This window comes from Pseudomonas sp. JAI111 (assembly GCF_024809425.1).
GTDB lineage: Bacteria > Pseudomonadota > Gammaproteobacteria > Pseudomonadales > Pseudomonadaceae > Aquipseudomonas.
This window is the reverse complement of record NZ_JANUCB010000010.1, coordinates 17,624-41,388: the sequence shown is the minus strand read 5'-3', so window position 1 is coordinate 41,388 and position 23,765 is coordinate 17,624. Positions and strand designations below refer to the sequence as shown.

Sequence of the window (23,765 nt, the reverse complement as noted above, 5' to 3'; positions counted from 1 at the left end):
CATGAACTCGCAAAGCATCATCGTTCCGAAAATCTCCACGCTGCCGGTTCACGAACCCCGGGCCCGGGCCGTCGTGCGGTGGCTGGTGCGCAAGAACATCGTCAAGGAAGAACTGACCACGTGCGGTCGTACCGGTAACCGCATGGCCCACGCCATTGGCGAGGGTGCCCGCGATGTGGTGTTGCGCCCCGAAGCGCTGCCATTCGGCGAGCCGATCAATGGCCTGGAGATCATCACCAAACGCTGCATCTATACACCCGCCAAGGGTTTCCTGGGGGAGGCTGGCTGCCCCGAGTGCCGCAAGGAAATCGGTGAAGCGTTGTTCGAAAGCCTGGAAGACTGGATGCCGGGACGCACCGATAATTTCACCTGCCCCGAGTGCGGGCATGAAGATGACATCAACGGGTTTCTTTTCCTGCAGGAATGCGGCTTTTCCAACCTGGGGTTCATCTTTAACAACTGGGCCGAGGCCGGGTTCAAGCAGAGCTTTATCGACGAATTTGCCGACTGGCTTGATCAGCCCGTGAGTTGGGTGAAAGTCGAGTTGTAGGAAGTGACAATCCCCGTATATCAGTAATGCTAATAATAGACAGAGTTTTACATTGAACCCGAGGGGGTGTCTGACTATAATGGCGCGCTTCCATTTTCCCGCTCGGGAGCCCCCGCGATGCTGCGTATCAGCCAAGAAGCTCTGACATTCGACGACATTCTCCTAGTGCCTGGTTATTCCGAGGTGCTTCCTAACGAAGTCAGTCTCAAGACCCGCCTAACCCGTGGCATCGAGCTGAATATTCCTCTGGTTTCTGCCGCCATGGACACCGTTACTGAAGCCCGTCTGGCAATCGCCATGGCTCAGGAAGGTGGCATCGGTATCATCCACAAGAACATGACCATCGAGCAGCAAGCTGCCGAAGTGCGCAAGGTCAAGCGTTACGAAGCCGGCGTGGTCAAGGACCCGATCACTATCGAGGCCGACGCCACGGTTCGTGAGCTGTTCGAACTGACCCGCATGCACAACATCTCCGGTGTTCCGGTCTTGCACGATGGCGACCTGGTCGGCATCGTCACTTCCCGTGACGTGCGCTTCGAAAATCGTCTGGACGCCACCGTCCGTGAAGTGATGACGCCTAAAGAGCGTCTGGTCACGGTCAAGGAAGGCGCTGACAAGAACGACGTCCGCGAGCTGTTGCACAAGCACCGCATCGAACGCGTCCTGATCGTCGACGACAAATTCGCCCTCAAAGGCATGATGACCGTCAACGACATCGAAAAAGCCAAGGCATACCCGCTGGCCAGCAAGGACGATCAAGGTCGTCTGCGCGTGGGTGCTGCGGTCGGCACCGGTAAAGACACCGGTGATCGCGTCGCGGCCTTGGTCAATGCCGGTGTTGACGTGGTGGTGGTCGACACCGCACACGGTCACTCCAAAGGCGTGATCGACCGCGTTCGCTGGGTCAAACAGAATTTCCCTGAAGTACAGGTCATCGGCGGCAACATTGCCACCGGCGCTGCCGCCAAGGCCCTGGCCGAAGCCGGCGCCGATGCAGTCAAGGTCGGTATCGGCCCTGGCTCGATCTGCACCACCCGTATCGTCGCCGGTGTCGGCGTCCCGCAAATCAGTGCCATCGCCAACGTCGCCGCTGCCCTTGAAGGCACAGGCGTGCCGTTGATCGCCGACGGCGGCATCCGCTTCTCCGGTGACCTGTCCAAGGCCATCGTAGCCGGTGCTTCCTGCGTGATGATGGGCTCGATGTTCGCCGGTACTGAAGAAGCTCCGGGCGAGATCGAACTGTTCCAGGGCCGTTCGTACAAGGCTTATCGCGGCATGGGTTCGCTGGGCGCCATGTCCCAGGCTCAAGGTTCTTCCGACCGTTACTTCCAGGACTCCTCGGCAGGCGCCGAGAAGCTCGTACCGGAAGGCATCGAAGGTCGTGTGCCGTACAAGGGCAGCCTGAGCGCCATCATTCATCAACTGATGGGTGGCCTGCGTTCCTCGATGGGTTACACCGGCAGTGCCGACATCGAAGAAATGCGCACCAAGCCTGAGTTCGTGCGGATCACCGGCGCTGGTATGGCCGAGTCCCACGTTCACGACGTGCAGATCACCAAAGAAGCGCCAAACTACCGAGTCGGCTGATGCCGACAGCTAAAAGCCACAAGCTATAAGCTGCAAGCGGTACTGCATTCATGCAGCTACCGCGCAGCTTCCGATAACTTGCAGCTTGCAGCTTGAAGCTTGCAACTGCTTTTCAGAGCTCTCCCATGGCCCTCGACATTCACGCTCACCGCATCCTGATCCTCGACTTCGGTTCCCAGTACACCCAGCTGATTGCCCGCCGCGTGCGTGAAATCGGCGTGTACTGCGAACTGCATCCGTTCGACATGGATGAAGAAGCGATTCGCGAATTCGCTCCAAAAGGCGTCATTCTCGCCGGCGGCCCCGAGTCCGTGCACGAAGCCAACAGCCCTCGTTGCCCGCAAGCGGTGTTTGACCTGGGCGTGCCGGTCTTCGGTATCTGCTACGGCATGCAAACCATGGCCGAACAACTGGGCGGCAAGGTTGAAGGCTCCGATCTGCGTGAGTTCGGTTACGCCCGTGTCGACGTGGTCGGCAAGAGTCGCCTGCTCGACGGCATTGAAGACCACATCGACGCCGATGGCCTCTTCGGCCTCGACGTATGGATGAGCCACGGTGACAAAGTCACCAAGATGCCGCAGGAATTCCACATCCTGGCCAGCACCCCGAGCTGCCCGATTGCCGGCATGTTCGACGATGCTCGCGGCTACTACGGCGTGCAGTTCCACCCGGAAGTGACCCACACCAAGCAGGGCGGTCGCATCCTGTCGCGCTTCATCCTCGACATCTGCGGCTGTGAAGCCCTGTGGACGCCGTCGAAGATTGCCGAAGACGCCATCGCCCAGGTTCGCGCCCAGGTCGGCACGGACAACGTACTGCTCGGCTTGTCCGGCGGCGTTGACTCCTCGGTAGTTGCCGCGCTGCTGCACAAAGCCATCGGCGACCAACTGACCTGCGTCTTTGTCGACAACGGCCTGCTGCGTCTGCACGAAGGCGAGCAAGTGATGGCCATGTTCGCCGAGAACATGGGCGTCAAAGTAATCCGCGCCAACGCCGAAGAGCAGTTCCTGAATAACCTGGCCGGCGAGTCCGACCCAGAGAAAAAACGCAAGATCATCGGCCGTACCTTCATCGACGTATTCGATGCCCAGTCCAACAAACTGGATAACATCAAATACCTCGCCCAAGGCACTATCTACCCGGACGTGATCGAGTCGGCTGGCGCCAAAAGCGGCAAGGCTCACGTAATCAAGTCGCACCACAACGTGGGCGGCCTGCCGGAAGAAATGAACCTCAAGCTGGTTGAACCCCTGCGCGAGCTGTTCAAGGACGAAGTCCGTCGTCTGGGCCTGGAACTCGGCCTGCCGTACGACATGGTCTACCGTCACCCGTTCCCGGGCCCGGGCCTGGGCGTGCGGATCCTCGGTGAAGTGAAGAAGGAATACGCCGACCTGCTGCGTCGTGCCGACCACATCTTCATCGAAGAACTGCGCAAGGCCGACTGGTACCACAAGGTCAGCCAGGCATTCGTGGTGTTCCAGCCAGTGAAATCGGTTGGCGTGGTTGGCGATGGCCGTCGTTACGCCTGGGTAGTTGCCCTACGTGCCGTTGAAACCATCGACTTCATGACTGCACGTTGGGCACACCTGCCTTACGAACTGCTGGAAACCGTCAGCGGCCGGATCATCAACGAAATCGAAGGCATCTCCCGCGTCACTTACGACGTGTCGAGCAAGCCGCCAGCGACGATTGAGTGGGAATAATCCCGCGCTGACAGATCGTCCGTAACACCTTAAAAGCCCCGTGAACGCGAGTTCACGGGGCTTTTTTGTCTATCAGGATCCGGCTACTTTCACCGGTCTCAGGCCGATGAGCCTTAACGCTGTCGAGAGGTCCGTGATGTTGGGGAAACGTCGGCCGGTGAGGGACGGCCAACTTGGCCGCTCAATGTAGAACGAACCGGAGTCGCGCTGGATCACTGTGCGAACGATGGTGCCGTCGCTGCTGCGGTGAATGAGTGTGGCCGTGTTATCGATGTTCATTACCGCGCAATCACCCGTATTGCGCAGGCTCTTTTCCAGTGTTTCGGCCAGCACAACACTGGGCGGTGTATCCAGTTGCAGACGCAGATCACCTTTGACGCTGGCCAGCGGCCGGCCGAAGTTATCGGTAGGAATGCGTCCCGGGTCCACTTCGATGCCTCGTGCCGTTCCGGCGTCGGTGCTTTCTATGCGCAAGCTGATGCCGCCCTCCAGTTCGCTGACACCGGGCACGCCGCCCCATGTGCTGGCGTGACTGTCGCCCATTAGCGCGACCCAACGATGAGCACCTCGGGCAGCCTGGTCGGCGCTGATGACCTGATGGGCAAAAAAATTCATCATTCTTTGCCGGAAATCAGGTTCGACACCGGTCATTCCCGTGCTCCGGTAGCTGGCCATGCAATCGATGGCCTGTATCCGGATATGGTTTCGGCGGGCCGCCTTGACCACTTCCAGAAACGTGAACTGACCGCTGGGGTCGGTGCTGTGCCCTTGATCCAGAATTTTCAGGTAATTCTCGAGATTTTCCGACATCGCTCCCGTTCGATTGAACACATCCAGATCAGCCTGATGAAAGTCGGTCAGCAAGTGCTCCATGTAGAGCGTTTTGATCTTTTGCTTGCTCAGGACCTCCATGTTTTCGATCAGGAACTGTTTGCTGGCAACGCTTGAATGGTTCTCACCGACCACCAGCCCTGATACCAGACGAAACAGCTTCTTGATGATGTCTTTGTAGGGCAGACGCGCTGGCAGCGTAGGGATTTCGGGCCTGGCTGGAAGGGTGTTTGATTCGAAGAATGCTGTGGCATCGCGGTACAGGGTTTTGCGCATGTCCTTGAAGTCGGCAACGGGATTGCTGCCGTCAGGCTTGGGCAGGCTGGCGGTGTAGTCTTTGAGGTCGTATTTGCTGCCACCTCCTTGGGCTAGGTTTTTGAGCTGTTCGCGCGAGGCCTGCGGCATATCGTATGCGCTGGGCGGGCTGTCGATGTCAGGTAGCGCGGTGCTGTCACGGCCCCACGGCCATAGTCCGTCGAACTTGCCGCCACCGAACAGACCCGGACGGTTGATGGGTTGCCATTCTCCCGCTGCATCCAGTCGGACCGGCAGGCTGCGATAAAACGAATAGGGATTGGCCGGGTCGATGATGACCCAGGTTTTCAGTGCCTCGGCGTAGCGTACAAGGTAGTAACTGTCGTTGATCAGCACATAATTGCCGCCGTTCGGCGGCTGATAGATGCCAGCGAATTTGCCTTCGTCGCTGACGGGCCACAAGCCATCCAGCACTTCATTGGTTTCAAAGGATGACAGCAGCTCCGCACCTTGCTCGGCATACGCCGGGCCGGGGGCGAATCGGGCGATGGGTGGGAGCCCTGAAGGGCTTGTGGGGCGTTCATTGACAGGTTCAGTGATGCTGTCCTGTGGCGTGAAGGTTTCGCTGGCTTCACTGACTTCGGCGAGCTCCGTTGCGCCGCGCAGGAAAGGCAGGTTGAACAGGGTTTCGATACCGCTGAAGATGGCACCCACGACCCCCGCCTTGCGCTCGGCCTTGGTGCTGCCATTGATTGCCTGGTCAATGTTCAAACCCATATCGGCAATGCCGGCGCCAACGGCGGCCAGCGCCACGGGCCATCCAAGGCCCGCCATCGAACTGAAGAGGTGGACGAACGCGTTCAAATAGCCGATCCACATCTTTTTTCGCAGTTGTCCGTTGGAGTGAAGGGACAGGTCCGCATCGCTGTACATGCGCGCCTTCACCGAGTCGCGCAACCAGGTGAAAACATCGCCGGTGATCGGCTCGGCGTTTTGATTGATCAGGTGATGGTCGTAGGCGCCCCACGTTGTATAGAGCAGGTCGATCGTAGCGTTCAAGCCGATTTTGCCGTCGTCCTGCTGTTGGGCGGACAACGGGAAATGACTCATGAATCGCGCCCGATTCTCTGCATAGTTGTTTTGCAGCAACAGCCACCAATGGAAATCGAGCAGGGTGGTAAAGATGTGGAACGTCTGGGTTTCACCCGGTGTGTAAAGGATGTTCACGCCGTTGCGATCGGTGATGCACAGGATATCGGTCGCCTGATAACCGCCGATATCCAGCGCGCACACGCGTAATCCGTCCACGGTTGGTGCCTGCGCTCGCAGCATGTCGAGGCTGACCGGCCAGCTCACATTGCCGGCCACGGCTTTGATCACCGTCTTGAGGTTTTCGTTGTTCAGTCGGGCGCCGTCGTGTTCGTCCAGTGCCTGCACCAGGAAGTTGAGTTTGGCGAGTGTTCGAAAATCGTCCGAATGGAGTGGCCAGAAGCGCTCCATTTTTTCTCGGTAGGATTGAGCGAAATTGAGGGCCCAGAAGTCCTTCAGAACATCCCTTGGGTACATCCTGATTTCGTTGGTTTGGTTAAAAATCGAGGCGTGAGGGCCTTGGTTGTAGAAGCCGCCATCGCCATCAGGCATGCCAGGGTCTTCCTGATCGCTGAGGCGGAATCGCTGGCCCACCAGTTGCGGCAAGGTCAGCGACTCGCAAGGCTTCGGATAACGTTCCCAGCCGAGAAAAGCCTTGGTGCTGCTGACCGACACGTTATCGAAACGGTGCCACCAGACCTTGTCCGGGTCGATGCCTTTGATTCCGTGTTTATCGAGTATGCCTTTTGCGACGTCGTAGGCCATCGCATGCATGTCGGGGCAGGCCTCGGTAAAAGGCTGCACCAGCGCTTTCAGGGATTGCTCGTCCGTGGGATTGGGCAAAAGGGATGGGGCAACTGATTCAGGTAAGTTCATTTCTCGCTCCTTGAGAAAATGGGGCGGTGAGGATCGCCCATTTGCTCAGGAGGAGTGCACTACATAGATATGCCCACACGGGATGCGCAATCGTGTAGGGGCGGTGACGCGGTGCGGCCATCCGCCGCGCTGCCCTTACTGTTTCTCATCCGCAGGTGTATCGTATTCGCCTTTTGCGGGCCTGCGGGCCTGTCGCTGATACGTGAGGTAGTTGAGTTCATGTCCTTTACCCGTCGACAAATACTCGGTGGTCTGGCCGGTCTTGTGGTGGTTGGCGTGGGGGCCGGTGGTGCGTCGCGCTACTGGTTGGGCAAGATGGCTGACGCTGACGCCGGCCATGACTATGAGCTGATCGCCGCGCCGCTGGACGTCGAACTGGTCGCCGGGCACAAGACTCAAGCCTGGGCGTTTGGCCCGTCGGCGCCTGGCACTGAGTTGCGCGTGCGTCAGGGCGAATGGCTGCGGGTGCGGTTCATCAACCACTTGCCGGTGGCGACCACCATCCACTGGCATGGCATCCGCCTGCTGCTTGAGATGGACGGTGTGCCGTACGTTTCGCAATTGCCGGTGCTACCCGGCGAATACTTCGATTACAAATTCCGCGTGCCCGACGCTGGCAGCTACTGGTATCACCCGCACGTGAACAGCAGCGAAGAACTTGGCCGCGGCCTGGTCGGCCCGCTGATCATCGAAGAGCGCGAGCCCACCGGTTTCAAGTACGAGAAAACCCTGAGCCTCAAGAGCTGGCACGTCGATGAAGAGGGCGCTTTCGTGGCCTTCAGCGTTCCTCGCGAAGCCGCCCGTGGTGGCACCGCCGGGCGCCTGTCGACCATCAATGGTGAGTCGCAAGCGGTGATCGACTTGCCCGCCGGGCAAATCACCCGCGTACGCTTGCTCAACCTCGATAACACGCTGACGTATCGCCTCAACATTCCCGGCGTCGAAGCGCAGATCTACGCGCTGGACGGCAACCCGATAGAACCGCGCCCGTTGGGCAAGGAATACTGGCTTGGCCCGGGCATGCGCATTTGTCTGGCGATCAAGGCGCCGCCGGCCGGTGAGGAGTTGTCCCTGCGCAACGGCCCGGTTCGCCTCGGCACGTTTCGTTCGGTGGCGAACACCGATGCTCCCACCGCGTGGCCGCCCGCGCTGCCCGCCAACCCGGTGGCCGAGCCGGACCTGGCCAATGCCGAGAAACTCAACTTCAATTTCGAATGGGTGGGCTCGGTCTCGGTGAACGTCGACAACGGCAAGCCACCCAGCTTGTGGCAGATTAACGGCAAGGCCTGGGACATCACCGACAAGACCTGCGCCGACCGCCCGATTGCCAAGCTCGAGAAGGGCAAGAGCTACATTTTCGAATTGAAGAACATGACTCAGTATCAACACCCGATTCACCTGCATGGCATGAGCTTCAAAGTCATCGCCTCGAACCGGCACAAGGTCATTCCGTATTTCACCGACACTTATTTGCTGGGCAAGAACGAGCGTGCGCAAGTGGCCTTGGTGGCGGATAACCCGGGGGTGTGGATGTTCCATTGCCATGTGATCGACCACATGGAAACCGGCCTGATGGCCGCAATCGAGGTGGCCTGATGCGTCAGATTCGTCCCGCCGCAATCATTGACCGCAGCCGCGACCGCGACTTCATGCGCGAAGCCCTGGCTCTTGCGGCTGAAGGTGCAACCCTTGGCGAGGTTCCGGTCGGCGCGGTGCTGGTGCAGGACGGTGAAATCATCGGGCGCGGCTTCAATTGTCCGATCAGCCGCCACGACCCGAGTGCCCATGCCGAGATGGTCGCGATCCGCGCTGCGGCGTTGGCGGCCAGCAACTATCGCCTGCCGGGCAGCACGCTCTACGTGACGCTTGAACCGTGCAGCATGTGCGCCGGGCTGATCGTGCATTCGCGGATTGCGCGGGTGGTGTACGGCGCCCTGGAACCGAAAGCCGGGATTGTGCAGAGTCAGGGGCAGTTTTTTACCCAGGGCTTTTTGAATCACCGGGTGCTGTATGAAGGCGGGGTGTTGGCGGAAGAATGCGGTGCTGTTCTCAGCGAGTTTTTCAAGGCCCGAAGAGCTAAACCAGCAGACTAAACACTGAACCCATGTGGGAGCGAGCTTGCTCGCGATAGCGGTGTGTCAGTCGACATAACTAGTGACTGATACTCCGCCATCGCGAGCAGGCTCGCTCCCACAGGGGATCCATGATCGTTCCCACGCTCTGCGTGGGAATGCCGCCCGGGACGCTCCGCGTCCCTTTACAAGCGTGACGCAGAGCGTCACCGGATGCATTCCCACGCAGAGCGTGGGAACGATCGAAATCCGGCAGGGAGATCGGGTGTTTACTTGCGGGCGACGATGACGGCCCGCATCGGCGCCGGCAGTCCTTCAATGGTCTTGCTGTGATCCTCGGGATCAAGGAAGTCGCTCAACGACTGGTACTTCATCCACTCCGTCCCGCGTTGTTCCTCAACCGTGGTCACGCTCACGTCGACGCAGCGAACATCGGTGAACCCGGCGCGGCGCAACCATAATTCCAGCGCCGGCACCGACGGCAGGAACCAGACGTTACGCATCTGCGCATAACGGTCTTCCGGCACCAGCACCTGTTGCTGATCGCCTTCGATCACCAGCGTTTCCAGGACCAGCTCACCGCCCTTGACCAGGCAATCCTTCAGCGCCAGCAAGTGCTCGATCGGCGAGCGACGGTGATAGAACACGCCCATGGAAAACACAGTGTCGAAGCCTTCCATGTTCGGCGGCAGGTCTTCGAACGGGAATGGCAGGTGCCAGGCATTGGGTTCGGACAGGTAGCGCTGCACCGCCTGGAACTGGCAGAAGAACAGCCAGTTCGGATCGACGCCAATCACGCTGTCGGCCCCGGCGCCGAGCATGCGCCACATGTAGTAGCCGTTGCCGCAGCCGACATCGAGGATGCGTTTGCCCTTGAGGTCCAGGTGCGGCGCGACCCGCGACCACTTCCAGTCCGAGCGCCATTCGGTGTCGACGTGCACGCCAAACAAGTCGAACGGCCCTTTGCGCCACGGCGACAGCCCCATCAGCGCTGTGCGCATTTGCGCACGGGTTTCGTCGTCGCAATCGGTGTCCAGCGTCAGGCCATTTAGCAGGTCGACTTCACTCGGCTGGATTTTAGGCAAGGCGTCCAGCGCACTTTGCCAACGTTCCAGGTCGCCGTGACCTTTCTCCATTTTCTTGTCGAGTTGCGCTTGCAGGGTATTGGCCCATTCGGCCAGCGGAGTGCCAGCCAGACGGCGGGCGAGGGGGGACAGATCAATCATGGCAAGGCAATCAACGAGGCAAAGTTAAGACACTGGAACCACGGCACGACTTTCGAGAACCCGGCCGCCATCAGGCGTTCGCGGTGTTCTTCGAGACTGTCGGGCTTCATGACGTTTTCGATGGCGCTGCGTTTCTGGGCGATTTCCAGTTCGCTGTAGCCGTTGGCGCGCTTGAACGCGACGTGCAGATCGGTGAGAAGCGCATGTTCTTCAGGATCGTTGAAGCGCAGTTTCTCCGACAGAATCAGCGCGCCGCCGGGCAGCAGCGATTGACGGATGCGCGAGAGCAAGGCTGTGCGCTGGTCGGGGGCGATGAATTGCAGGGTGAAATTCAGCGCCACCACCGAGGCGGGCTGGAACTCAAGGGCGAGGATGTCGCCCTCGATCACTTCCACCGGCAGCAACTCCTGGAACATCGAGTCCTGACCGTTGAGGTATTCGCGGCAACGCTCGACCATCGCTGCGGAGTTATCCACAGCGATAACGCGGCAACCGTCGGTGCGCACGTGGCGACGCAACGCTTGAGTCACGGCCCCCAAAGATGAACCGAGGTCGTAGAGCACGCTGTTGGGTTGGGCGAATTGCGCGGCGAGCACGCCGAGGTTTTCAACGATGGTCGGATAACCTGGCACCGAGCGCTTGATCATGTCCGGGAACACCCGCACCACGTCCTCGTTAAAGGCGAAGTCGGGCACCTGGGCCAAAGGCTGGGCGAAAAGGCGATCGGGTTCTTTGCTCACGGCGGTTCCAGCAGCTTCGGTTGAAAAGGCTGGCATTTTAGCCAAATTGACGGGGGGATGCGCGGGTTGTCTGATAAAGCGCCGGGCAGGCGCCGAGGTCCGCGTCTTCAGTGATACCGCAATCGCGAGCAGGCTCGCTCCCACAGGGACAGTGATAAACCTGTGGGAGCGAGCTTGCTCGCGATGAATTCAGCGCGGTTTCTGAGTGAACGCCGACGCAGTGATCCCCCATTGCCCCACCCAGTAACTGAGGATGATCACGTAAGGCGCTGCCTCGAACGGCACGACGAATCGGCTAATACCAATCACGCTGTCGGAGAACACAAACGCCACCGCACCGGCCGCCGCCAGCAGGGCCGAACGTTGAGGCACATCGCTGCCCAAACGAGCCAGCGCGCGCCAGAGCATCGCGCTGATGGCCAGGCCGTAAACGATCACCGGAATCAGCAACGGGCCCAGTCCGTGGGAAATCAGGATCCCCAGCAGCACCGCGCCAACCGCCAGGGCAATCACCAAAGGCAGCAACGCCAACCGCCGGCAATCGCTCAAATAAGCCTTCAGGTACGCCAGATGCGCGACCAAAAACGCACCGAGGCCAAACACAAACAGATCCCCTGGCCACGCCAGCAACACATCGCCGAGCAAGGAGAAAATCAGTCCAAGGCTGATCCAGCGCCGGTATTCGCTGGGCGGTGCATCGTGCAGCCAGCCGAGCAGGGCCAGCACCGGCAGCGGCTTGACCAGCAGGCATAACAACGCGGCATGTACGCTCAGCCCATAGAGGAACGTCACCGCACCCATCAGCGCCAGGATCAGCCAACCCATGATCAGTTAACCGAGATCGCGCAGTCGAAGGTGTCCACCGGCAGCACTTCCGGCGCCCAAGGTTGTTGGGAGGTCAGGCGCAGACGACCGTTGCCGGAGGCGAACGCCTGAAAGCGCCAGGTCGAAATACCGGCGCTGCCGACAATCCCGGCATCTTCGGGGTTGCTGTAGACCTCGGGGCCGAGTGCCTGCAACACGCCGCCGGCCGAGTCTTGAATCGCCCAGCGATATCCGGTGGTCGGGTTGCTGGGCAGGGTCAGGATCAGGTTTTGCCCGCTGCGCAGTTGCACGGGGCATTCGCTTTGTTTTTCCACGGTCACGTTCTGTTTCGGTTGCGTGGCGCAAGCCGCCAACAGGGAAAGGGCGAGGGGGACGAACAGGCGAGTGGGGGACATGGGGACAGGGGCTCCGGCGTTCACGACGAACGGCGAGCATAACTGAAGATGAGACAAAGTGTGACGGTGCAGCGGGCGATGATCGTTCCCACGCTCTGCGTGGGAATGCATCCGGTGACGCTCTGCGTCACGCTTGTGAAGGGACGCGGAGCGTCCCGGGCGGCATTCCCACGCAGAGCGTGGGAACGATCAGTACGATCAGGTGGTGGGGTCAGAACAGAATCTTTGCCACATCGGCAAAGCGTTTGGCGAAGTGCACGGTAATCCCTTCCTTCAGATAGTCCGGCAGTTCTTCAAAGCTTCCACGGTTCGGCTCGGGCAGGATCAATTCAAAGATCTTCTGCCGGCGCGCCGCAATGACCTTCTCACGCACCCCGCCAATCGGCAGAACATGCCCGGTCAGCGTCAGTTCACCGGTCATGGCCACGCCTTTTTTCGGCGGCTGGTTGCGGGCGAGCGAGAGCAGGGCGCTGGCCATGGTCACGCCGGCGCTTGGGCCGTCTTTCGGGGTGGCGCCTTCCGGGACGTGCAGGTGGACGAAGGCTTCGTCGAAGAACTTCGGATCGCCGCCAAATGACTTCAAATTCGAGCTGACGTAGCTGTAGGCGATTTCCGCCGACTCTTTCATCACATCACCCAGTTGCCCGGTGAGTTTGAAGCCGCGGTTCAAGGTGTGGATTCGCGTGGCTTCGATCGGCAGGGTCGCGCCGCCCATGCTGGTCCAGGCCAGGCCGGTGATGACACCGATGCCGGACAGCACTTGTTCGTTGCGGAACACTGGATGGCCGAGGGAGGCTTCGAGGTCTTTCGGCCCGAGCTTGATTACTGCCTTGGGTTCGTCGATCAGCTTGACCACGGCCTTGCGCACCAGTTTGCCCAGTTGTTTTTCCAACTGGCGCACCCCGGCTTCACGGGCGTAGCCGTCGATCAAGGCTTTCAACGCGCTGTCGCTGATGCTCAGGCTGCCTTTGGACACGCCGGCCTTTTCCAGCTGCTTGGGCCACAAGTGGCGCTTGGCGATGGCGATTTTCTCTTCGGTGATGTAACCCGACAGGCGAATCACTTCCATCCGGTCCAGTAACGGGCCGGGAATCGAGTCCAGGGTGTTGGCCGTGCAGATGAACAGCACTTTGGACAAGTCCAGGCGCAGATCCAGATAGTGGTCGAGGAATTCGACGTTCTGTTCCGGGTCGAGAGTTTCCAGCAAAGCCGATGCCGGGTCGCCCTGGTAGCTTTGGCCCATCTTGTCGATTTCGTCGAGCATGATCACCGGGTTCATCACTTCGACGTCTTTTAACGCGTGGACGAGTTTGCCCGGTTGCGCGCCGATGTAGGTGCGGCGGTGGCCCTTGATTTCGGCTTCGTCGCGCATGCCGCCGAGGCTGAAGCGATAGAACGGTCGGCCGAGGGATTCGGCGATGGATTTGCCGACGCTGGTTTTACCCACGCCTGGCGGGCCGACCAGCAGCACGATGGAACCGCTGATCTCGCCTTTGTAGGCGCCGACGGCGAGGAATTCGAGGATGCGGTCCTTGATGTCGTCGAGGCCGGCGTGGTGTTTATCCAGCACCTTGCGCGCGTGCTTGAGGTCGAGTTTGTCCTCGCCGTACACGCCCCACGGCACCGAGGTCGCCCAGTCGAGGTAGTTGCGGGTGACTGCGTATTCCGGGGAGCCGGTTTCGAGGATCGACAGCTTGTTCATTTCCTCTTCGATGCGTTTTTGCGCCTGGTTGGGCAACACTTTGCCTTCCAGGCGTTGCTCGAACTGTTCGATGTCGGCGCTGCGGTCGTCCTTGGTCAGGCCCAGCTCTTGCTGGATGACCTTGAGTTGTTCCTTGAGGAAGAATTCGCGCTGATGTTCGCCGATCTTGCGGTTAACTTCGGCTGAAATCTCTTTCTGCAGGCGTGCGACTTCGACTTCCTTGCGCAGCATCGGCAGGACTTTTTCCATGCGCTTGAGCATTGGCACGCAGTCGAGCACTTCTTGCAGTTCGCTGCCGGTGGCCGAGGTCAGGGCTGCGGCGAAGTCGGTCAGCGGCGAGGGATCGTTGGGGCTGAAGCGGTTGAGGTAGTTTTTCAGTTCTTCGCTGTACAGCGGGTTGAGCGGCAGCAGTTCCTTGATCGCGTTGATCAGCGCCATGCCGTAGGCCTTGACCTCGTCGGTCGGCTCGGTGGGCTGGTGCGGGTATTCGACTTCGACGAGGTACGGCGGGCGATGGTGTTTGAGCCAGGTGCGGATGCGCACGCGGGTCAGGCCTTGGGCGACGAATTGCAGTTTGCCGTTTTCGCGGCTGGCGTGGTGGACCTTGACCAGGGTGCCGTAGAGCGGCAGGGCCGAGGTGTCGAAGTGGCGTGGGTCTTCCTGGGGGGTGTCCATGTAGAACAGGGCCAGGGAGTGGTGGTCGGATTTGCTGACGAGGTCGAGGGTTTCGGCCCAGGGTTCTTCGTTGACGATGACCGGCAGGACTTGGGCCGGGAAGAATGGGCGGTTGTGGATCGGGATGATGTAGACCTTGTCCGGCAGGTTTTGGCCGGGCAGGGCCAGGCCTTTGCTGGTGGCAGGGTGTTCGGCGTTTTCTGGGTCGGCGTATTCGCTCGGGTCTTCGGGGAATTCTTGCTGGTCGCTCATGGGGCACCTGCGCAATGGGGTATGGGTCTTAGATGGGGCGGGTTGGCTGTGGTTTCAATGGCTCTGGATATTTCTAGGTGTGTTCAGGGGTTTGACAGGTGCTTGGTGACTTGGCGGCCTTTGGGCCGACCATGTTCTTATGGTGGGGTGTACATATCCGTTGCTGCGGTAACGGCGGCTTAGGGTTTCGCCCTGACGGCGACTCACTTTTTTTGACAAACGCCTCAAAAAAAGTAAGCAAAAAAAAGGCTCGCCCCGGCGTCCGGCCCCTCGCTGGGGCTCGGTGTTCCTTCGCTCCGGCATTCATCTGGGGGCATCGCCTCCGGTCTGCTTCGCGACGACCTCCTCTCGATGTGTGCGGCTTCGCCGCACGGCGCTACGCGCCTACCCCCAGATGAACGCCTCCACTCAGCCTCCCGAAGGGGCGGGTGGGTCAAAATCAAAAGCAGGCGAGCTACCGCTCGGCCTGTTGAGTGGTGAAGAGCGGGCGGTACGCCTCGATTTTTGATGATCGTTCCCACGCTCTGCGTGGGAATGCCGCCGGGGACGCTCCGCGTTCCGCTCTTGAATGTGACGCAGAGCGTCACGGGATGCATTACCACGCGGAGCGTGGGAACGATCAATGTACCCGGTCCACTGTGGGAGCTGGCCTGCCGGCGATGGCGGCCTGACAGCCGACGAGTCACTTTCAGGTGTACCCGGTCCACTGTGGGAGCTGGCCAGCGATGGCGGTGGGGCCGTCGATGTAAATGTTGTCTGATGCACTGCCATCGCGGGCAAGCCCGCTCCCACAGGTGATCGCCAGTGAATACAACATCTGTGTCCGACAACGATCCGGTGTGGGAGCGAGCTTGCTCGCGATAGCGGTGGGTCGGTTGAAATCCATGTGACTGTCAGGCCGCCATCGTCGGAACGCCGCCCGGAGCAAGCCCGACTCCCACAGGCGATTAGCGGTGTGGCGCGGGTTTCGGCAATTCAACGTTATCCAGCATCCGGTTCACCGCCAGCTCGGCCAGCATCACTATCTGCTGAATCGCCATTGCCGTGTGTCGGTGCGGGCCTTCCAGATAGCCGGCGAAGTCGCTGGCCATGACACTGGCTTGAGCCAACGATTCACAGGTGTGGGCCAGCAGGTCTTCATCTTTGATGTCCGGCGCAATCAGGAACATGGTGCTTGGTTTGCGGTTAGCTGGTGATTTGAGGGCTGCGGGGTTGAGGTAGTGGTCCAAGGCGCGTTCGGCGGCGTCGTTGAATTTTTTGGAGTCGGCGGATTCGTAGGGGGAAACGTCGTCGGCTTTCGGGGGATTGGGTGTTTCTTTGATCATGGTGAGGCTCCAAGTCAGTAATGGAGCTGCCACTAATCGCCGCGATGCGATGGAGGGTGGCAGCTGTACGCAGGTTCGCGGACCGAGCACTTGGTAAACCCGGCATACCCGAAGGTATCCCGCGCACAGCCACCATGAAATCAATCGACAAACTATGAAGGAGAGTCGGTTGAGGCGGTGATTATGCACCAAGTAAGCTAACTCAGGCCGCGATGCCCGGCCGCTGATGTGCAGCGACCCTCAAAGCCTATCTCCCAGCCTTCCGACATAACAACCGACACAACCTGTCGGAATCCCCCTCAAAAACCGCCACGGCTGTAGGACCTCCACAGATTTTTCAGGCCCACCTTGATCAAAATGTGGGAGCGAGCCTGCTCGCGATGGCTGTTTAACATTCAACATCTAAGTTGTCTGATACACCGCTATCGCGAGCAGGCTCGCTCCCACATTTTTTGATTTGCAGCGATGTAAAAAAAGGCGACCCCCTCACAGGAGTCGCCTTTGCTTTAACCGCCGCTACGTCTTACTCGGACAGTTTGTACGCCATCACGTAGTCACCTTGCTTGGTGCCCAACGAACCATGGCCGCCAGCGACGACGAGCACGTATTGCTTGCCGTCCTTGCCGGTGTAGGTCATCGGCGTGGTTTGCGCGCCGGCAGGCAGGCGGCCTTCCCACAGTTGCTTGCCGTTTTTCATGTCGTAGGCACGCAGGTACTGGTCGAGGGTGCCGCTCAGGAAGCCTACGCCACCGGCGGTGGTGAAGGTGCCGCCCAGGCTAGGCACGCCCATGCTCAGCGGGATTGGAACCGGTGAGCTGTCGCGCACGGTGCCGTTTTTGTGTTTCCAGATGATTTTGGTGGTGGTCAGGTCGACCGCTGTCACGTAACCCCAGGCTGGTGCCTGGCACGGCAGGCCCAGAGGCGAGAGCAGGGGTTCAAGGATGACGCCGTATGGCGCGCCTTTGTTCGGCTGCACGCCTTGGGTTTCGCTTTTACGCGGGCCTTGGGCGGCGATTTCGGCGGCCGGGATCAGTTTCGATTTGAACGCCATGTAGTCCGGGTTCATGAAAGCGATTTGACGCACCGGATCAACCGAGATGCCGCCCCAGTCGAACACGCCGAAGTTGCCTGGATAAACGATCGAACCTTGTAGCGATGGCGGCGTGAACGGGCCGTCGTAGCGCATGGATTTGAAGTCGATCCGGCAGATCAGTTGGTCGAATGGAGTCACGCCCCACATGTCGCGCTCTTTGAGGGGCGGCGGCATCAGGTTGAGGTCGGATTTCGGTTGGGTCGGCGAGGTGTGATCACCTTCGACAGCGCCTTGTGGAACCGGCACTTCGTTGATCGGCACGATCGCTTTACCAGTGCTGCGGTCCAGCACGTAGATGCTGCCTTGCTTGGTGGACGCGAGCACGGCCGGTTTCACACCGTCCGCGGTTTTCAGGTCCATCAGGGTTGGCTGGCCGCCGACGTCCATGTCCCACAGGTCGTGGTGGGTGAACTGGAAGTGCCAGCGCACTTTACCGGTGCCAATGTCCAGGGCGGTCAGGCCGGCGGCGTGCAGTTCCGATTCCGGGGTGCGAGCGCCACCGAACTGGTCGGGGGTCTGGTTGCCCATCGGCAGGTAGAGCATGCCGAGTTTTTCGTCGACGGCGAACATGGACCACATGTTCGGCGAGTTACGGGTGTAGGTTTTGCCTTCGGCAATCGGCGTGGTGTCGTCCGGGTTGCCGCTGTCCCAGTTCCACACCAGTTTGCCGGTGTGCACGTCGAACGCGCGGATCACGCCGCTTGGCTCGTCGGTGGAGACGTTATCGGTGACGTGGCCGCCGATCACGACCAGGTCTTTGGTGACGGCTGGCGGCGAAGTCGAGTAGTAACCGCCGGCGTTGAAGCCGCCGATGTTGGCGCTCAGGTCGACCTGGCCTTTGTTGCCAAAGTCTTCGCACATCTTGCCGGTGTCGGCGTTCAGGGCGATCAGACGGGTGTCGGCGGTCGGCAGGAAGATCCGGCGTGGGCAGGCGCTGGCAACTGGCGCGCTGGCGCTGCCGGTCGGGCTTTGTTCGGAGGCGTAAGCGGCGTCATCGTGATACGACACGCCACGGCAGGTCATGTGCGCCCAGCCCTTGAAGTTCGCCGCGTTCTGCGTGGAGAGCTTCGGATCGAAACGCCAGATTTCCTTGCCGGTGTCCGGGTCCAGCGCGATCACCTTGCTGTGCGGCGTGCAGACATACAGCATGCCGTTGACTTTCAGCGGGGTATTTTCGGCCGTGGTTTCGCCGGGGTCGTTCGGCCCTGGCAGATCGCCAGTGCGAAAGGTCCAGGCCGGGACCAGTTTGTTCACGTTTTGCGGGGTGATCTGCGCCAGTGGCGAGTAACGATCGCCATGGGCGCTGCGGCCGTAGGAGTTCCAGTCACCGTCGGGCATGGCCGGGGCGGTGTTGGTCATGCCCGGCACGCTGTCGCGGTCCAGCTGGCCTTTGATTTCTCCGGGGTTGGTGAACTGGCTGGCCAGTGCGGCAACGCCTGCCAGCACCACGGCGACGCTCAGCGCGCCAGTGCCCATCGGCGCGGGGCCGGTGATCAGCAGCGGACGACGGAACCACGGCAACAACATGACGATACCCAGCGCAAACAACATCGCCAGACGCGGCACCAGTTGCCACCAGTCGAGGCCGACTTCCCACAAGGCCCAAACCGTACTGGCGAACAGCACCAGTGCGTAGAGGCCCAGCGCAGCGCGGCGAGCCATGATCAGCAGCACGCCGGTCAGCGTCAGACCGATACCGGCCAGCAAGTAATACAGCGAGCCGCCGAGCATGCTCAGCTTGATCCCGCCTGCCAGCATGGCCAGGCCCATTAGCAGAAGCAGGATGCCGAGCAGGCTCGGCAGCAAACGGCTTCGACTCAAAGCACCATCAGTGCTCATAGTGTGGTTCTCCGTGACGTTTTAAGTAGTCCCGCGCAAGTTCACTGTAGATGACGATCTGGCGTGGGCATGGTTCAGTTATAAAAGTGAAACTTGATCCTTGTGGGAGCGGGCTTGCTCGCGAAGAGGCCATCAGCCTCAACATCAATGTTGACTGACCCACCGCTTTCGCGAGCAAGCCCGCTCCCACAAGGGTTTTGTGGTGTCGGTCAGAACGATGACTGGATTTTTATCCCGCCAATCAACGCGTCATCGACCTTGTCCACGCCACCGGGGTGGCGGATGTATTGCAGGTTCGGGCGCACGGTCAGCCAGTTCGTGACGTGCACGCCGTAATAGAGTTCGGCGCTGTATTCGGTGTCCTGCGGCGGCAGGAACGACGGGTCGTCGTAGTCGAAGACGGCGTGGGCCTGATTGGTCGCCTCGGCGTTCTTGCGAAAGGCCGGATTGACGTGAACCCGCGCCAGGGCGAAACCGATATCGTCTTTGGCGCGCGCATCGAACAAGCCTTTGTAGACGACGCCGGCCTGGACATAGTTGTCGATGGCGTTGGTCTTCTTGTCGTGCATCGTGCCGTTGGCGAACACGCTCAAGCCGCGCGAGTTGTCGCTGGCACGGCTGGTGATCTGCTGCTGCACACCAAGCCACACGCCGTGTTTGCTCGATGCGCTGCGGTAAGCCTCGCCGCTGAGCGCGGCGGGCTGGCCGTTGCTGTCCTTGTAGACATCGGTGGCGTTGGCGCTGCTGTAGTAATAACCGGCGCGGTATTCACCCGGCAGGCCATTGAGCTTGGGCGACCACACCAGTTCCACCGGCAGGATCGCGCCTTGGGTGCCGCTGCCGCTGAGTTTGAAGCCGTTGCCGCGATCGAGGTTCGACGGGTTCTGCTCGTACGCGCCGATTTGCGCGTACAGCTCTGGCGTCAGGTGATATTTGACGCGCATCGCCCACTGGCTGACCGGCCAGTTGTACCAGATGCCACCGACCCAGTTGCCGACCTGAGAGCCGCAGAACGCCAGGTTCTGGAAGTCGCAGGGGAAGCTGTTGAAGTCTTCGCCTTCGCCGAAACGACCGACTTTGATGTCGAGCTTCTGATCGAAGAATTTCTGCTGATACCACATCTGCGTCAGGCGCCAGGTTTGCCCACGGCCCCAGACTTCCTGGGCCGAGGTGAAACCACCGACGCGGGGATCGTTGATCCGGTCATTGCTGATGTTATTGCCGTTGCGCTCGGTGACGGTCAGCTGAAATTCAGCGGCGTTCCAGCCCAGAATCTTCTGCAAGTCCAGGTGAGTGCCGAGGCCGAATTGATCGCTGTAGCGTGCGGTGCGGTCATGGTCGTAGCCGCCGTGCAGATTGCTGCCCATCTCGCCGGTGTAATCGACTTTGAAGTCGTAGCCTTTTTCCGAGAGTTCGCTGCGCGTGCCATTCCAGTCGCCGAGCATCCAGGGTGATTCGCTATCAAAGGCTGGAGCGGCCTGGGTGTAAGTGGCGAGGCCGAGCGCGGTGAAGCCGCCGATCAGGTTCAGTGCTTTTCGGCTGGCAACAGCGATACGGACAGCGCTGTCTCGCGAAGTTTGAAAATCAGGCATAAAGGAGAAGTTCTGGGTCTTTTTCTAAGGGGGTGAACTGAACGCAGCAGGGGTGAAGGGGGGCAGCGGAAGCGTTTCAGCTTGACGGGCGCAAGGATAATGTCCTGTTACAAATAGAGAAAGCGCTTTTAGTGACATGAATTATTTCGTATTTGGTAACAGTGTCCGGCGCCGATCCGGTAAAGGTCACCTACATTTAGGGGATAGCGCACAGAGCGCTTCCACCCAGCCACACCGTCGGCTAAGGTGCGCGGCTTCCCAACCTGACATCGCTCGAAGGCCCGGCATGACCGAACAGAACAACGACCCGCTGCATGGCGTGACGCTGGAACAAATCCTCAACGCCCTGGTTGAACACTATGAATGGTCGGGGCTGGCCGAGCGCATCGATATCCGCTGCTTCAAGAGCGACCCGAGCATCAAGTCGAGCCTGACGTTCCTGCGTAAAACCCCGTGGGCCCGGGAGAAGGTCGAGCGCTTGTACGTGAAGTTGATGCGCACCAAGCGTCCGGTCTGAACATGGTCAAGCTGTTGGCGCCTGGTGCTGTCGCAAGGCGTCGTTGTGTGGCGGTGGCGGCGGTGCTCGGGTGGGCAGGTTTGAGCATCCAGCTCTACCTGATTTTCTATTCGCGCTGGACCTTGGCGGCCAGTCTGCTGGGCGGGCTGTTAAGTTTTTTCAGTTATTTCACGGTGCTGACCAATACGCTGGTGGCGACCGTCCTGACCTGCGAATGGACGTCCCGCGAATCGGCGGCGCGCCGCTGGTTTTTGCAGCCGTGGGTGAGCAGTGGGATAGCTGTCAGCATTACCGTGGTTGGTCTGGCGTACAGCCTGTTGCTGCGCCATCTGTGGCATCCCGAAGGCTGGCAGTTCCTGGCCGATGAGCTGATGCATGACGTCATGCCGCTGCTGTTTCTGGCGTATTGGGGGTTCTGTGTGCCCAAGGGCACGTTGCGGGTGCGGCATATCGGCCGGTGGGTGATTTACCCATTGGTGTATTTCGCCTATTTACTGCTGCGTGGGCATGAGTTGGCGGTCTATCCCTATCCATTCATTGATGTGGACAAGCTGGGTTATCCACAGGTGTTTTTGAATGCCGCAGGGTTGCTGGCGGGGTTTGTGCTGATTGCGCTTGGGTTGATCGGTTTGGATCGGTGGCTTGGGCGTCGTGCAAAGGATCGGGATTTTTAGTGGGTGAGCCATCGCCATCGCGAGCAAGCTCGCTCCCACATTGGATCGATTGTGAGCAAATGATCTGTGAACAACCGAGCCCTCTGTGGGAGCGAGCTTGCTCGCGATGGCGCCCTGGAGTCGATCACTCCTCGTCGCTGTCATCCGCACGCCAGTAGCCGACTGCCTTGACGAATTGCTCGTTCAGGCCGTGCTCATCAAGCAGCACCCGACGGATCTGCCGCGACACTTTGGTCTCGGTGGCCACCCACGCATACAGGCTGCCGCCAGGAATGTGCAGTTGCTTCACGGTGGTCAACAGGTTGTTCCTGCCGCCCTCGCGCAGGACCCAGATCACGTTGACCTGAGCCGGGCTGTCGAGTTTTTGCTGCTCGGCGCCGTTTTCCACTTCAATGACCACCAACGCACGCCGATTGGCCGCCAGGCCTTCGAGACGTCGGGCTATAGCGGGCAGGGCGGTTTCATCGCCGATCAACAGGTAGCTGTCGAACATGTCCGGCACGATCATCGAGCCGCGTGGCCCGCCGATGTGCAGGAACTGGCCGGGTTGCGCCTGCTCGGCCCAGGTCGAGGCAGGGCCGTCACCGTGCAACACAAAGTCGATGTCCAGTTCCAGCGTGTCGAGGTCGTACCGACGTGGCGTGTAATCGCGCATTGCCGGCAGGGGGCCGTTGTCCTTGCCAGCACCGAGCACCAGGGTTTCCAGTGCCGCTTGTTCCGCTGCGTTTTGCGGAAACATCAGTTTGACGTGGTCATCCGTGCCGAGGCTGACGAAGCCGGCCAGCTCCGGCCCGCCCAACGTAATCCGGCGCATCCGCGGCGTCAGGTCAACCACCCGCAATACTTGCAGGCGACGGCGTTTGATTTCATGCATGACACGGTGAATGGATTGCACGATCACTTCAGTCATTCGGCTTTCTCCTGAACGGGTTGAACGGCTGGGCCGTCGACGATGGCTTTGGCGGTGTTGTTGAGCAGGTCGCGCACCCGCAGGATTTCTTCCGGGCTCCAGCGGCCGTGGTGCATTTGCAAGGCGTGACGCAAGTTATGCACAGCCTCGTGGATCTCGGCGGGCCGATCCTGGCCACGCAATGAGCGCTTGCTGACTTCAATGCGCATCCGCACGCCGTCCAGCGCAATGGCCTGGTCGGTCAATGACTGACGACCGGCGTCGGTGATGCTGTAGCGCTTTTTGCCGCCCTCGGCATCGCCCAGGATCATTTCGCTTTCTTCAAGGAAAGTCAGGGTCGGGTAGATCACGCCGGGACTGGGGCTGTAGGCACCGTCGAACATGCTTTCGATCTGGCGGATCAGGTCATAGCCGTGGCAGGGCTGTTCGGCGATCAACGCCAGCAGCAGCAGTTTCAGGTCGCCGGGGGCAAATACGCGTGGGCCACGACCGCCGCGTTCGCGGCCGGGGCCAGGACGTTTTTCGAAGCCGTCGCGGACGTCGCCGTGGTCTCGATGGGAATGATGGTCTCTCATTTTTGCGTCTTCTCTCGTCGTGTTTAGATACAACTTAAGATATATCTTATGGTTTGCGCAAGCGTTCAGGACCAACGGTCGCCCTTGGGCGGCGCTCAAAGACCATGGGCAATGGATGATGAGTCGATTGATTTTTTAGAGTAATTGAACTAATTGTAAGTGGGTCTGCTTATCATTAATTGCCTGGCAGTAGTTAAGTAGTACCGGTCTTGCAGGGGCGGGGTTAGTTTATATCTGTGTGCTTTTTTAGTTAGAACTGTGTGTAGTATTTCTCTGAGGGTAAAGAAGTGCTGTTAGTGTTTTTTCAACTTTTTTCCTGCTGCTCGAAAGTCGTTGTTACTACATGTTCTTAGGAAGTTACGTACTTACTTTCTCAACGGATTTGACGATCATTCTCTGGCGTCGAAAGTTAAGCGAAATCGCCATCTCCGTGTTGAGTGGTATTCGCGTTTCAAGACTTTT

Annotated in this window: 18 protein-coding genes; 7 read left to right on the top strand and 11 right to left on the bottom strand. The window is 59.9% G+C overall.

All coding sequences use genetic code 11. The features are described 5' to 3' along the window. Nucleotide 1: 1 nt before the first annotated feature. The 3 genes from HNR03_RS25515 to guaA all read left to right on the top strand — a co-directional run bounded on the left by HNR03_RS25515 (nucleotide 2) and on the right by guaA (nucleotide 3,840). The gene (locus HNR03_RS25515; RefSeq protein ID WP_222588321.1) at nucleotides 2-550 is read left to right on the top strand and encodes a sugar ABC transporter ATPase; all 549 of its coding nucleotides are present in this window, start codon (nucleotides 2-4) and stop codon (nucleotides 548-550) included. 117 nt (nucleotides 551-667) lie between these two features. Continuing rightward, entirely contained in the window at nucleotides 668-2,137 is a 1,470-nt protein-coding gene (gene guaB / locus HNR03_RS25510) for an IMP dehydrogenase (RefSeq protein WP_090180524.1), read from the top strand. Between the two features lie 125 nt (nucleotides 2,138-2,262). Then, nucleotides 2,263-3,840 carry a glutamine-hydrolyzing GMP synthase gene (gene guaA / locus HNR03_RS25505; protein ID WP_222588320.1) on the top strand — a complete coding sequence of 526 codons (1,578 nt, stop codon included), beginning with the start codon at nucleotides 2,263-2,265 and terminating at the stop codon, nucleotides 3,838-3,840. A gap of 72 nt (nucleotides 3,841-3,912) precedes the next feature. Here guaA and HNR03_RS25500 read toward each other — a convergent pair whose 3' ends face one another. Further along, complete coding sequence (locus HNR03_RS25500) at nucleotides 3,913-6,891, bottom strand: membrane-targeted effector domain-containing toxin (protein WP_259156641.1); 2,979 nt, start codon at nucleotides 6,889-6,891, stop codon at nucleotides 3,913-3,915. A 219-nt stretch (nucleotides 6,892-7,110) separates the two neighbouring features. On the opposite strand from HNR03_RS25500, the gene HNR03_RS25495 reads away from it, so the two are divergent. Then, a complete protein-coding gene (locus HNR03_RS25495; RefSeq protein ID WP_259156640.1) occupies nucleotides 7,111-8,487 on the top strand; it encodes a multicopper oxidase family protein in 1,377 nt (458 codons plus the stop codon). Continuing rightward, entirely contained in the window at nucleotides 8,487-8,984 is a 498-nt protein-coding gene (gene tadA / locus HNR03_RS25490; protein ID WP_222588315.1) for a tRNA adenosine(34) deaminase TadA, read from the top strand. Before HNR03_RS25495 ends, tadA begins: the two co-directional genes overlap by 1 nt. A gap of 248 nt (nucleotides 8,985-9,232) precedes the next feature. Here tadA and cmoB read toward each other — a convergent pair whose 3' ends face one another. The 8 genes from cmoB to HNR03_RS25450 form a co-directional block, all read right to left on the bottom strand. Beyond that, the gene (cmoB, locus tag HNR03_RS25485) at nucleotides 9,233-10,189 is read right to left on the bottom strand and encodes a tRNA 5-methoxyuridine(34)/uridine 5-oxyacetic acid(34) synthase CmoB (RefSeq protein WP_208669739.1); all 957 of its coding nucleotides are present in this window, start codon (nucleotides 10,187-10,189) and stop codon (nucleotides 9,233-9,235) included. Continuing rightward, complete coding sequence (cmoA, locus tag HNR03_RS25480) at nucleotides 10,186-10,965, bottom strand: carboxy-S-adenosyl-L-methionine synthase CmoA (RefSeq protein ID WP_197678923.1); 780 nt, start codon at nucleotides 10,963-10,965, stop codon at nucleotides 10,186-10,188. The genes cmoB and cmoA overlap by 4 nt, the downstream gene beginning before the upstream one ends. 153 nt (nucleotides 10,966-11,118) lie before the next feature. Further along, nucleotides 11,119-11,754, bottom strand: a complete 636-nt coding sequence (locus HNR03_RS25475) for a lysoplasmalogenase (protein WP_259156639.1) — start codon at nucleotides 11,752-11,754, stop codon at nucleotides 11,119-11,121. 2 nt (nucleotides 11,755-11,756) lie between these two features. Next, the gene (locus HNR03_RS25470; protein WP_259156638.1) at nucleotides 11,757-12,149 is read right to left on the bottom strand and encodes a protease inhibitor I42 family protein; all 393 of its coding nucleotides are present in this window, start codon (nucleotides 12,147-12,149) and stop codon (nucleotides 11,757-11,759) included. A 211-nt stretch (nucleotides 12,150-12,360) separates the two neighbouring features. After that, complete coding sequence (gene lon, locus HNR03_RS25465) at nucleotides 12,361-14,778, bottom strand: endopeptidase La (RefSeq protein WP_259156637.1); 2,418 nt, start codon at nucleotides 14,776-14,778, stop codon at nucleotides 12,361-12,363. A 947-nt stretch (nucleotides 14,779-15,725) separates the two neighbouring features. Next, on the bottom strand, nucleotides 15,726-16,103 hold the full coding sequence (locus HNR03_RS25460; protein WP_222588311.1) for a DUF6124 family protein: 378 nt from the start codon (nucleotides 16,101-16,103) through the stop codon (nucleotides 15,726-15,728). 523 nt (nucleotides 16,104-16,626) lie between these two features. After that, complete coding sequence (locus HNR03_RS25455; RefSeq protein ID WP_259156636.1) at nucleotides 16,627-19,035, bottom strand: glucose/quinate/shikimate family membrane-bound PQQ-dependent dehydrogenase; 2,409 nt, start codon at nucleotides 19,033-19,035, stop codon at nucleotides 16,627-16,629. A 209-nt stretch (nucleotides 19,036-19,244) separates the two neighbouring features. After that, nucleotides 19,245-20,627, bottom strand: a complete 1,383-nt coding sequence (locus HNR03_RS25450; RefSeq protein WP_259156634.1) for a carbohydrate porin — start codon at nucleotides 20,625-20,627, stop codon at nucleotides 19,245-19,247. A gap of 286 nt (nucleotides 20,628-20,913) precedes the next feature. Between HNR03_RS25450 and HNR03_RS25445 the strand changes: the two genes are divergently transcribed. Both HNR03_RS25445 and HNR03_RS25440 read left to right on the top strand, forming a co-directional pair. Beyond that, a complete protein-coding gene (locus tag HNR03_RS25445) occupies nucleotides 20,914-21,144 on the top strand; it encodes a VF530 family protein (RefSeq protein ID WP_259156632.1) in 231 nt (76 codons plus the stop codon). A gap of 2 nt (nucleotides 21,145-21,146) precedes the next feature. Then, on the top strand, nucleotides 21,147-21,818 hold the full coding sequence (locus HNR03_RS25440; protein WP_259156630.1) for a Pr6Pr family membrane protein: 672 nt from the start codon (nucleotides 21,147-21,149) through the stop codon (nucleotides 21,816-21,818). A gap of 124 nt (nucleotides 21,819-21,942) precedes the next feature. Here HNR03_RS25440 and HNR03_RS25435 read toward each other — a convergent pair whose 3' ends face one another. Beyond that, complete coding sequence (locus HNR03_RS25435) at nucleotides 21,943-22,728, bottom strand: siderophore-interacting protein (RefSeq protein ID WP_259156629.1); 786 nt, start codon at nucleotides 22,726-22,728, stop codon at nucleotides 21,943-21,945. Further along, a complete protein-coding gene (locus HNR03_RS25430) occupies nucleotides 22,725-23,303 on the bottom strand; it encodes a PadR family transcriptional regulator (RefSeq protein WP_259156627.1) in 579 nt (192 codons plus the stop codon). Before HNR03_RS25430 ends, HNR03_RS25435 begins: the two co-directional genes overlap by 4 nt. Nucleotides 23,304-23,765 lie beyond the last annotated feature (462 nt).